We start from the raw sequence: 12,220 nt of genomic DNA, 5'->3' as shown, positions 1-12,220 counted from the left end.
GCAGCCTCTGTCGGCGCAGGCACAGCACGCAAGGAAAATTTATACCAGTTCCACGTTGACATATAATGTATCTGTTTTATTTAGAATTGACTATAGTCTTAAGCAAAACCCTTGCCAATCGCTGACAAGGGTTTTTATTTTTTATATCAGCTAAATAGTATTAGCGATTATTCAAATAACAACTACTGAGCAGGATAATAGGTCTCTGCGCCAGGGCCGACTGGCAGACCCAGCACAAACACCCAGACAGAAAACAATATCGTCCAACCAATCAAAAAAGCCATGGAGTATGGCAGCATCATCGCCATCAAGGTTCCCACCCCAGTGTCTTTTTTGTAGCGCATTGCCACTGCCAAGATAAGACCAAAATAGCTCATCATCGGCGTGATGATATTGGTGGTCGAGTCGCCAATACGGTAAGCCGCCTGAATCATCTCTGGCGCATAACCTGTGAGCATGAGCATCGGCACAAAGATCGGCGCGGTCACCGCCCACTGAGCAGACGCCGAACCGAGCATCAGATTGACCAGACCACAAATGATGATAAAGCCTACCAGCAATAAAGGCCCTGTCAAACCAACATCACTTAAGAAGGTCGCGCCAGACACCGCCATTACCGAACCAAGGTTTGACCACTTAAAAAACGCGGTAAACTGTGCGGCAAAAAACACCAGCACAATATAAATACTCAAGGAGCTCATGGCGTTACTCATGGCATCGACCACGTCTTGATTGCTCTTGATGCTGCCGGTAATCTTACCGTAGATATAGCCTGGTAGGGCAAAGAACACAAAGATAAAGACCACGATGCCTTTTAAGAATGGTGAGCCTGACACCAGACCGGTTTCTGCATTACGCAAGATGCCATCGGCAGGCACCACGGTCCACGCCAGCAATAAGCAAAATATAAGCATGCTTATCCCTGCCCATAGTAGTCCCTTTTTCTCAACTGACGATACTTTTTCGATTTGCGTCTCTAATACAGAAGCATCGTCAGCGTCGTTAGGATTATATTTGCCCAAGCTTGGCTCAACGATTTTTTCGGTGACAAAATAACCCAGACCACTGATCAAAAAGGTACTGGCGATCATAAAGTACCAGTTGGCCTCTGCGCCGACGGTGTAGGTAGGATCGATGATACGCGCCGCTTCTTGGGTAATCCCTGATAATAAAGGATCTACCGTACCGAGCAATAAGTTAGCACTATAGCCGCCTGATACCCCAGCAAACGCCGCAGCCAGACCGGCTAGCGGATGCCTACCAAGTGAGTGAAAGATAACGGCCGCCAGTGGTATTAATACCACATAACCAAGCTCAGCGGCGGTGTTTGACATGATGCCAGCGAACACAATGGTAAAGGTCACCATTTTTTTAGGTGCATTCATGACCAGACCACGCAGGGCGGCTGATATCATGCCAGAGTGCTCAGCAATACCGACACCGAGCAAGGCCACCAGCACCGTACCAAGCGGCACAAAGCCGGTAAAGTTGGTGACTAAATTTTCAACAATGCGTGCTAAACCCTTGCCGTTCAATAGGTTAACGACTTCGATCATGCCATCGGCACTACGCCCGCTGGTGCCCTCAGGGCGCGGATCTATCACCGACACCCCAAAATAAGACATCACAGCTGAGAGTACCAACAGCAGCACAGACATCCAAACAAACAAAATGACCGGATGCGGCAGTAGATTACCGAGCCACTCAACCCCCTGTAAAAACCGCTGCATACGAGAGCTTTTCGCTGCGGTATCAAAGTTATTGTTTGGTGGACTGCCATTTGGCGAATTACTTCCTTGCATAGCCACTGCTCCATTTAGAACTTAAACAAATTGATAGGTTTCAAACATATGAAAACGTTGATAAAAGATAGCGATTGAAACATAGTTGGGAAACAGAAACAAATACTTTTGGCTTATAAAACCAAATGTTTGCAATTTTGGACAATCTATAAATGACAAGGAGCCTATATATAGTCAGTTGAAAACAAAACTGCCATAAGCTCCAAAGCGCTACTGGGATAAATTTTTGCCGCACCCGTCGGCGCAGCACCGCACACAAGGGAGATTTATACCAGTAGCGCTATAACATTTTTAAATTGAATCTACTATATTCACCAGTACAATCATCAATACAAGTAAACCAAAAACAAAAAAGCGAGAGATTAGAATATCTCTAATCTCTCGCTTTTGCAGCGGTGCCGCAGTACTGTCATTAACGCGTGCGCGCTAACAGACCATAAATCCAGCCGCCTATTTTATAAAGCCCAATCACCAGTAAAATCAACACCAGCGCCGCCAGCACATAGGCCAGCCAATTCGGCACGCTGCTCAGCCAGCCAATGGTAAAGGCCATCCCCATGTAGGTTTCTACCGGCCAATTGACGATAGGCGTCGGTGAGCCTGAGTTAAACATTGCCATAAAAACGATGATACCAATGATGGCAGCAATCACGCCGGCACGGTTACGGTTATTCATATTTTCTCCTAATCTTACACATATATTTGGTTTTTTAGTGACTTGCTCAGTAACATACCCTGAAACGACAGCATCATCTTAGTTATTTTGTTGTACTTTTTATGGCGACGGTAGGCGCGGTCAAAATCTCTTTGCGCCGACCCTTTAAATCAGTAACACTAATGGTCATAATAGTATCGATCACCGTATGCAGCGTTTAGTGCTTTGTATACGCCCGTTTTTATGCCGTTTTATTGATTTGACTTTATTCTTTAGGAGAGATATTTTGACACACGTATCATCATCCCAAGCGCCTGCCCGCTCTGTGGCCGGCATCGGTCGCCTATTGCCTACGGCCGTGACAAAGACTGCGCCAAAAGCCTTGCTTGCCATGGCAGTCGGCTTAGTACTTGCCAGCTGTAGCAACTCTGACAATGCAGCAGCGGATGGCAGTGCTGGCGCAAGCAGTGAGACGCTCAATCTGTATAACTGGTCAGAGTATATGCCTCAAGAGATTCTCGATGGCTTTGAAGAAGAGACCGGTATCGCCGTCAATTACACCACTTTCGACTCCAACGAAGCGATGTACGCTAAGCTCAAGCTACTCGATGACTCTAGCCAATACGATTTGGCGATTCCATCGACGTACTATGTCGAAAAAATGGCCAAAGAAGGGTTGTTGCAAGAGCTCGATAAATCAAAATTAAGCAACTTTAACAACCTTGATACGTCATTTACCAATACCAAGGTCGATCCAGACAATAAGTACTCGATTCCTTATATGTGGGGCAGTACAGGTCTTGCCATCAATGGTGATAGCGTCGACCCTACGACCGTCAATCGTTGGAATGATCTGTGGGACCCGAAATACAAAGGTCAAGTGATGCTGACCAATGACGTGCGCGAAGTCTTTGGTATGGCACTACTAACCCTCGGCTACTCAGGCAACAGCAGCAATCCTGAGGAAATAAAAGCCGCTTATGACAAGCTCACCACATTGATGCCAAATGTCAAAACCTTTAACTCAGATGCCACGCGTATGCCCTATATCGAAGGGGAGACGGCGCTTGGTATGACGTGGAACGGCGAAGCGGTCATGGCCAATGATGAAGGCTTGACCAGCTTGGTTTATAAATACCCATCTGAGGGCGCGATATTGTGGATGGACAACTTTGTCATTCCAAAAAATGCCAAGCAAGTGGATGCCGCGCATAAGTTTATCGACTACCTGCTTCGCCCCGAAAACGCCAAAATCGTCAGTGAAGAGATTGGCTATGCGTCGCCAAACTTAGCCGCACGCGAGATGATGGACGAGTCAGTACGCAACAATCCGGCGATTTATCCTTCTAAAGAAGTACTGGCAAAAGCAGAGTTCCAAGAAGATGTGGGTGACGAAGCGTTGCAAATGTATCAGCAGTATTGGGATAAGCTAAAAACAGGCCGTTAACTTTGGTTATTGGTCTGCAAAAAATGATAGAGATGGATTATAAATGCAAATCCGTCTCGCCGCCTTTGTCCTCGATACGGCGTTGCTCGCGGCGCTGATAGCGTAGGCCTGAGGCTGCAAACCACTGCGGCTTGGTCTTTTGTAATAAGTCGCTGAGGCGCTGAAGCTGCACTTGTAGCGTCTGAGTCAACCAAAAATAGCCCTGCCATTCAAAGCCTAGGTTTTCTACACTGGGGTATTCAGAGACCGCAATACGGGTGATCGGCTGAAACACCTCATCGCTCGGACTGCGTAACACCGCCGCCATATGCAGCATGGCTTGGGTCAGCTCATGCTGGTAGTGTATCAGCAAAATATGGTTTTCGTCGTCGATTTCGATATTGGCCAAGCGCGGCGCTGCACTGAGCAGCAAATCAATCGTCCCGATGATGTTACGGTGGGTACGCTGGATGGTTTCTAGGGTTTCTTTGTCGATACCTGACTCGCTGGCGGTCGCTGCAATATGTGGGCGCACAGCCAGCAGGCGTTTATTGATTTTTTGTAGCGCTTTGACCAGTGACTTGTTGACTGGCGTATCAGGGACAGAGCTGCTTTGGGGGTAAACGATACTCGCTGAGCTGGTGGCTTTGGTATACTTAAACGGCTTTGGCACCAAGACCTCAGCATCGATATGATTGCCAACGCCTGCGTATAGATTACTACAAGTCTCCAGATTATTGGCCAACAAAAACCGCCACATCAAGGTTGATTTTAAGGGCAAAATCATCGTCGCGCCGACCGCCACCCCAGCGCCAATCAAGATATTAAACGCGCGGTACAGACCATCTTGACCGACATTGCTATGATCAGGGCTAGAGACAATCATCAGCATAGTGATGCCGGTGAGCAACCCGATATAACCCAATTGTTTGACCGCCACATAACCGATGATGCCGCTAATCAAACCAATCAGCGCATAATATAGCCACATCCAGCCGCCAATGTCTTGACTCACCCACAAAAACCCCAACCCCACGGCCACACCAAGTATCGTGCCAAGTATCCGCTCTTTGGCTTTGGTATAAATCGCCCCTTGATACTGCAGCAGTCCCAAAATGACAAACACAGTAATGGTCGTCCACTCCCCGTTTGGAAAGTGTGTAAACTCATTTAATAATAAGGCGGCGAGCACTGCCACCCCCAAACGGATGGCGTGCAGGACATCCGCATGCTGGTAGCGCGCATAAGGCTCAATGAACGGTGCGCTAAATCGCTGCCAAAGTTTTGGTTTCACGCAAGGTCACTCTTATTAGATGAATAAAAAAACAGTCGCTTGGCGCACGTCTTAGTAGGTTCAAACCCTCATGCGCCACTGTCTATCAAGTAGCTTAAACACTTCACCGACATTTATCAAAAAAATAACGCCTTTTATCTATCAACAGATAAAAGGCGTCTATCAGGCAGCGCCCTGACAAGCTGGCGCAAGCCTTGAGGGTCATTAGGGCAAGCCTTACACCTCTAAGAAGTCCAAGATGCCTTCCGCGGCTTCACGGCCTTCCCAGATGGCGGTCACGACCAAATCAGAGCCGCGCACCATATCGCCACCTGCAAAGATTTTGGGATTGCTGGTTTGAAATTTAAATGCTTGCTGCTCGAGCGCCAATACGCGGCCCGAGCTATCCATACTCACTTGCTGTCTCTCAAACCAGTCAGCAGGGCTAGGACGAAAACCAAAGGCCATAATCACCGCATCACACTCAATGATCTCTTCTGAATTTGGAATCGGCTCAGGACGACGGCGGCCACGATTGTCTGGCGCGCCCAGTTGTGTGGTGACGACCTTGACGCCATTGACCTTACCATTTAGGCCGATGATTTCGGTCGGCTGACGATTGAACAAAAACTCCACCCCTTCCTCGCGCGCATTGACCACCTCGCGGCGTGAGCCTGGCATGTTTTCTTCATCACGGCGATAGGCACAAACGACTTTTTCAGCGCCTTGGCGAATGCTGGTACGGTTGCAGTCCATCGCCGTATCGCCGCCGCCCAGCACCACCACGCGCTTGCCTTTTAGGTCGATGTACTCTTCGGCATCTTTTTCCCAGTCATTGCAGCGATTGACGTTGGCAATCAGATAATCTAGAGCGTCATAAACGCCGTCGAGCTCTTCGCCTACAAAGCCGCCGCGCATATAGGTATAAGTGCCCATTCCCATAAACACCGCGTCGTACTCGCTCAACAGCTCATCGATAGTGACGTCTGTACCAATTTCGGTCTCGAGGCGAAACTCAATACCCATGCCTTCAAAGATCACACGGCGATTGCGCATGACGTCTTTTTCCATCTTAAACTCTGGGATACCAAAGGTCAGTAGGCCGCCAATCTCAGGACGCTTGTCAAAGACCACAGGCTTGACGCCATTTCTTACCAAGATATCAGCGCAGCCAAGACCTGCCGGCCCAGCCCCAATGATGGCAACTTTTTTGTCTGTCCAAACCACATCTGACATATCAGGTCGCCAGCCTAAGGCAAAAGCGGTATCGTTGATATATTTTTCGACATTACCGATGGTCACCGCGCCAAAACCATCATTTAGCGTACAAGCGCCTTCGCACAAGCGGTCTTGAGGACAGACACGGCCACATACTTCAGGCAAAGTATTGGTACGGTGGCACAGTTCTGCTGCTTGAAAAATTTGGCCTTCGGTGGCCAGCTTGAGCCAATTAGGGATGTAATTGTGAACTGGGCATTTCCACTCACAATAAGGGTTGCCGCACTCAAGACAACGATGAGCTTGCTGCGCTACCGCCTCACTCTCAAACGGCTTATAAATCTCAACAAACTCTGTCGAGCGGGTGGCAATGTCTTTTTTGGCAGGATCAAACCGTGGTACATCTAAAAACTGAAAACTATTTTCTAAGCGTTTTGCCATGATAACTGTCTCTTCTCTAGGTGGCTTTTATCGTGGGTGGGGAGCCGCTGCGACACACTGTCAGTCCGTCTGATATATGTCGCTGCGGTCACCGACCTGCGAAAAAACCAATGTATTAAAACGTCTCTTATACCTTATACCCGACTACTGCGGATCAGCCATGGTGGTTTTTAGGAGACTGGCAATATTCGCCGCTTTGGGCTTGACCAAGTAAAATTTGCGCACATAGTGCTCAAAGTCAGCCAATATCGTCTGGCCCCAAGCGCTGCCTGTTTTATTGACATGGTTTTCTATCACTTGCTGCAAATAAATGCGGTATTCTTCGGTTTGCTCGCTGGAGATACGGTTTAAGTCAATCAGCTCATGATTGCAGCGATCAAAGAAGTCGCCATCCATGTCGAGCACGTAAGCAAAGCCGCCGGTCATCCCTGCGCCAAAGTTCAGCCCTGTCCGTCCAAGGATGGTCACCACGCCGCCGGTCATATATTCACAGCAGTGATCGCCTGTGCCCTCTATCACCGCGTGCGCCCCTGAGTTACGTACGCCAAAGCGCTCGCCTGCGGTGCCTGCCGCATATAACTTACCGCCTGTCGCACCATAAAGGCAAGTATTACCGATGATGGCGGTCTCTTGGGTACTAAAGCTGGCACCCTTTGGCGGATAGATAACGATCTCGCCACCAGCCATACCTTTACCGACATAGTCATTGGCATCACCTTCTAGCTCGATATTTAGGCCGCCTGCATTCCACACGCCCAAGCTCTGCCCTGCTGTGCCCGTTAGATGCAGCTTGATTGGCATATCACTCATACCAAGATTGCCCCAGACTTGAGCGATCTCACCTGAGATACGCGCGCCGATTGAGCGATCGCAGTTGCCGATAGCATAGCTATAATCGCCGCCTGTACCTTGACGAATATTAAGCAGCATATCACTGACCATCTGCTCAGCGAGCAAGCCTTTATCAAATGGCTCATTACGCTCTACCTGACACGTTTGTGCGTTGCCAACGCTGGCTGGATGACTAAACAAGAGTGGCGTTAAGTCGAGGTGACGCTGCTTTGCAGTATTGCCTTCTAACACCTCGAGCAAATCAGTACGTCCGACCAGCTCTTCCATACTACGTACGCCAAGGGCGGCAAGCCACTCACGTGTCTCCGTCGCCACAAACTTAAAGAAGTTGATGAGCATCTCCGCTTCACCGATGAAGTGCTCGTCACGCAACTTGGCTTTTTGGGTAGCAACGCCTGTCGGGCAGTTGTTTAGATGGCAGATACGCAAGTATTTACAGCCCACCGCAATCATCGGCGTGGTACCAAAACCAAAGCTTTCTGCGCCAAGGATAGCGGCTTTTACCACATCAAGGCCTGTCTTGAGTCCGCCGTCCGTTTGTACCCGCACTTTATCGCGCAGGCCATTGACGCGTAGCGACTGATGCGTCTCTGCCAAGCCCAGCTCCCACGGCGAGCCTGCATGATGGATAGAAGACAGCGGTGACGCTGCCGTACCGCCATCATAGCCTGAGATGGTGATTAAGTCGGCATAGGCCTTGGCCACGCCCGTCGCGATGGTGCCAACGCCTGGACGTGAGACCAGCTTCACCGAGACCAAGGCATCGGGATTGACTTGTTTTAAGTCAAAAATCAGCTGCGCCAAGTCTTCGATAGAATAAATATCATGATGCGGCGGCGGTGAGATGAGTGTCACCCCTGGTACAGAGTAACGCAGGCGCGCGATCAGCGCATTGACCTTACCACCTGGCAGCTGTCCACCCTCCCCTGGTTTTGCGCCCTGAGCGACCTTGATCTGCATGACTTCTGCTGAGCGCAAGTACGCAGGCGTGACACCAAAACGACCAGAAGCCACTTGTTTGATTTTTGAATTGCGCAGCGTGCCATAGCGTACCGGATCCTCGCCGCCCTCTCCTGAGTTTGAGCGGCCACCGATGGTATTCATCGCCATGGCGATCGCTTCATGTGCTTCTGGTGATAGAGCGCCAAGCGACATGCCCGCCGAATCAAAGCGTGTCAAAATAGCTGAGATGTCTTCGACCTCATTCACGTCAATCGAGTTATCTGTCTTTAATTGCAACAAATCCCGCAAGGTTGCTACAGGGCGACTGTTCACCAAGTCGGCATAATGACGATAATTGTCATAATCGCCTGTCCGTACAGCGGTGTGCAGGCTGTTAATCACATCAGGATTAAAGGCGTGATACTCTTTGTTAAAGACAAACTTGAGCAAACCACCTTGATCAAGGGGCGCACGGCGCTTAAAGGCGTTGGCCGCGAGTATGGCCTGATCTGCTGCCAGATCGGCAAAGGTGGCGCCTTTGATACGGCTTTGCACACCTTTAAAGCATAGGTTTACCACTTCTTCTGAGAGACCGACCGCTTCAAATAATTGTGCACCGCGATAAGAGACGATGGTTGAGATACCCATTTTTGATAAGATTTTTAGCAAACCTTTATCCAAGCCTTTACGGAAATTGACCCGCGCCTGAATCGGATCGCCAAGCAGCTCACCACTGGCCACCAAGTCATCAATGACATCATAAGCCAAATATGGATAGACGCAGGTAGCGCCAAAGCCAATTAATACCGCCACCTGATGCGAGTCACGCGCCAGCCCCGTCTCGATGATGAGATTGGCATCGGTGCGGATACCTTGGGCAATCAGATAATGATGCACTGCCCCTGTCACCATGATGGCATTGGCAGGGACTTTGTCGGCGACGATGTTTTTGTCAGACAACACAATCAGCGTATGGCCTGCGCGAATACTGCTTGCCACTTGCTCACAGATAGCAGTGATGGCTTCTGACAGCTCAAGGGTGCGATCATAATTTAAATCAATACGCGCCATCTGAAACGCTGGGTCGTCTAAGCGCTCAAGCTGCTGCATTTTGCTGGCTGACAACACCGGTGAGGATAAGATAATACGGTGTGCATCGCGCGCGGATGGTGCAAACACATTGGTTTCAGCGCCGAGGCACGTCTGTAGAGACATCACGATTGACTCACGTAATGGGTCAATCGGTGGGTTGGTCACCTGCGCAAACTGCTGACGAAAAAAATCGCCGACATGACGAATTTGCTGCGACAGCACTGCCATTGGTGTGTCATCTCCCATCGAACCTACTGGCTCTTGACCATTTTCGGCATTGGGACGGATGATTTCGGTACGCTCTTCATTGGTGATGTGATACATCTTTTGTAGGACCTTGAGTGGCTCGCCGCGGCAGGCCTGCGCTGCTAGCTGCTCTTCTAGGCGCTCATCATCACGGATACGGGTCGCTTCTTCGCGCAACCATTTGCGATACGGGTGCGCTTTTTTTAGTAAGGTCGCTATGGCTTTGGTATCTAAAATCTGGCCAGTCATGGTATCGATGACCAGCATTTGACCGGGACCGACGCGGCCTTTTGCCAGTACATCTTTTGGCGCATAATCCCAAACACCCACTTCAGAGGCGACTGTGATGTAGCCGTTCTTCGTCGTCACCCAGCGCGATGGGCGCAAGCCATTGCGATCAAGCATGCACACCGCATAGCGCCCATCTTGAATCACCAGACCCGCTGGCCCATCCCATGCTTCCATATGCTGCGAATAAAACTCATAAAACGCGCGCAAATCCATGTCCATGCTATCGACATTTTGCCAAGCAGGTGGCACGAGTATCGACATGGCATGAAACAGACTCATGCCGCAAGACATCAGCACCTCAAGCATATTATCCAAACTTGAAGAATCCGAGCCTGTACGATTGACCAGTGGTGTCAGCTCATTTAGGTTGGGCAGTTTGTCCGATTTGAGTTTTGGGGTGCGTGCCTCCGACCAGTTACGGTTGCCCGTGATGGTATTTAGCTCACCATTGTGCGCCAGATAGCGAAACGGCTGCGCAAGCGGCCAGCGCGGTAAGGTATTGGTAGAAAAACGCTGGTGGAATACCACGATATGTGAGGCCAAGCGCTCATCTTGCAGATCCAAAAAGAACGCTGGCAAGTCAGACGGCATCACCAACCCTTTATAGATAATCGTCTGGGCGCTCAACGAGCACACGTAAAACAACTCATCGTCTGCCAAACGTTGCTCGGCTTTTTTGCGCGCGACAAACAGCTTACGATTAAAATCATCTGCTGATAAATCATCAGGCGCATTGACAAACACTTGCTTAAAATCAGGCAATGTCTCACGGCCTATGTCACCGACAATCGTCAAATCAAGTGGCACATTACGCCAGCCCGCCACATCCAAGCCTTGTGCAGTAATTTCTTTAGAGAGTATTTGCTGGCTGTGTTTTGCTTTAGCAGCGTCGAGATTGACAAAGACCATGCCCACCGCAAAGTTATCAGTAATATCAAACTGTAGCTCGGCGGCAATTTTTTGAAAAAACTTGGTCGGCGTTGCCAACAATAGACCACAGCCGTCACCCGTCTTACCATCAGCAGCAACACCGCCACGGTGCGTCATACAGCTTAAGCTATGAATGGCTGTTTTTACCAAATCATGGCTGGCCTCACCCTCAATGTGAGCGATCAAACCAAAACCACAGTTATCAGAGAAGTCATCTGGCGTGGCCAAATGCGTATGGGAGGAAATCATTGACATGGCTAGTCCTTTTAAGTGAACGGGTCGCTTATCATCCAATGCGGAGCATAAACGGCTATCCGTAGGCAGAACGGGCTAATAATTAATATTCGTATATCCGAATTAATAATTGATGTGACGTTCTTATTCATCATACTCTGAGAATCAGGTTAGCACCTTGACCCTCCTAGTCATTAATGATGTCTGAACAGATAATTAATGTATGAATAGACAGTAAGTAATGGATCTTGGCAATCAGATAAAAATCGTTTTATCTGCCAGTTACTCAGTTCTCAATCACATGCTATTGTTAACTGGAGTATCGCTTGTCACCGTGTATTACCGAACGCTATGATTATATTGGCTAGGTAGTGTAACGGTGCGATGATTTATATTGAATATTTGACGCTCTGTATTTAAGCGCTTTATTCACTCTAAAAAGAGCGACCGTAAGGGAGGCTGCGCCATTTATTATCGTATAAATGCAAATAAAAATGGCTGCGCTTGGGACAACAAACAGTAGTGAAGCGTCTTATAAATTTGATGCAATCACTCACCGAATGTTCAATAAATAGTTATTTACGATAACTATACAGAACGTCGCCCACCGTTATATTAGTTAATGATTGACAAAAAATCTAGTCTTTTCTATCGATTCATCACCCATATTTTGTAAGAGAACGTATTACTAATGGTTATATAATGACGAAAAACAGCAGATAAAAACGCATATAAAGGCAGGTTTTAGCCATCATTTAAGCCATGGTTCATGCAACTAAGATAGCAGAACATAAAAGCAAAAGCGGTAACTGGAGAAA

6 protein-coding genes are annotated in these 12,220 nt (G+C 48.7%); 1 reads left to right on the top strand and 5 read right to left on the bottom strand.

Features of this window, described 5'->3' with window-relative positions:
• Positions 1-182 precede the first annotated feature (182 nt).
• Positions 183-1,802, bottom strand: coding sequence for an AbgT family transporter (locus tag J3491_RS09895; protein WP_279380995.1), 1,620 nt, complete (start codon positions 1,800-1,802; stop codon positions 183-185).
• Between the two features lie 412 nt (positions 1,803-2,214).
• On the bottom strand, positions 2,215-2,478 hold the full coding sequence (locus tag J3491_RS09890) for a hypothetical protein (protein WP_075100341.1): 264 nt from the start codon (positions 2,476-2,478) through the stop codon (positions 2,215-2,217).
• Between the two features lie 265 nt (positions 2,479-2,743).
• On the opposite strand from J3491_RS09890, the gene J3491_RS09885 reads away from it, so the two are divergent.
• The gene (locus J3491_RS09885; RefSeq protein WP_243456319.1) at positions 2,744-3,904 is read left to right on the top strand and encodes an ABC transporter substrate-binding protein; all 1,161 of its coding nucleotides are present in this window, start codon (positions 2,744-2,746) and stop codon (positions 3,902-3,904) included.
• Between the two features lie 37 nt (positions 3,905-3,941).
• Here the strand turns inward: J3491_RS09885 and J3491_RS09880 are convergent, their stop codons facing one another.
• From J3491_RS09880 to gltB, 3 genes are all read right to left on the bottom strand, one after another.
• On the bottom strand, positions 3,942-5,177 hold the full coding sequence (locus J3491_RS09880) for an FUSC family protein (RefSeq protein WP_100750075.1): 1,236 nt from the start codon (positions 5,175-5,177) through the stop codon (positions 3,942-3,944).
• Between the two features lie 216 nt (positions 5,178-5,393).
• Positions 5,394-6,815: an FAD-dependent oxidoreductase gene (locus J3491_RS09875; protein WP_207970084.1), complete on the bottom strand. Its 1,422-nt coding sequence runs from the start codon at positions 6,813-6,815 to the stop codon at positions 5,394-5,396.
• Positions 6,816-6,959: 144 nt separating this feature from the next.
• On the bottom strand, positions 6,960-11,423 hold the full coding sequence (gene gltB, locus J3491_RS09870; protein ID WP_207970083.1) for a glutamate synthase large subunit: 4,464 nt from the start codon (positions 11,421-11,423) through the stop codon (positions 6,960-6,962).
• Positions 11,424-12,220 lie beyond the last annotated feature (797 nt).

Source organism: Psychrobacter halodurans (assembly GCF_017498075.1).
Classification (GTDB): domain Bacteria; phylum Pseudomonadota; class Gammaproteobacteria; order Pseudomonadales; family Moraxellaceae; genus Psychrobacter; species Psychrobacter celer.
The sequence above is the reverse complement of the archived record's forward strand: the minus strand, read 5'-3'. Positions and strand labels throughout refer to the sequence as shown.

What these genes read in the sequence shown, in the direction of transcription:
- J3491_RS09895 (WP_279380995.1), bottom strand. Translation starts at nt 1,802, where the DNA reads ATGCAAGGAAGTAATTCGCCAAATGGCAGTCCACCAAACAATAACTTT.
- J3491_RS09890 (WP_075100341.1), bottom strand. Translation starts at nt 2,478, where the DNA reads ATGAATAACCGTAACCGTGCCGGCGTGATTGCTGCCATCATTGGTATC.
- J3491_RS09875 (WP_207970084.1), bottom strand. Translation starts at nt 6,815, where the DNA reads ATGGCAAAACGCTTAGAAAATAGTTTTCAGTTTTTAGATGTACCACGG.
- gltB (WP_207970083.1), bottom strand. Translation starts at nt 11,423, where the DNA reads ATGTCAATGATTTCCTCCCATACGCATTTGGCCACGCCAGATGACTTC.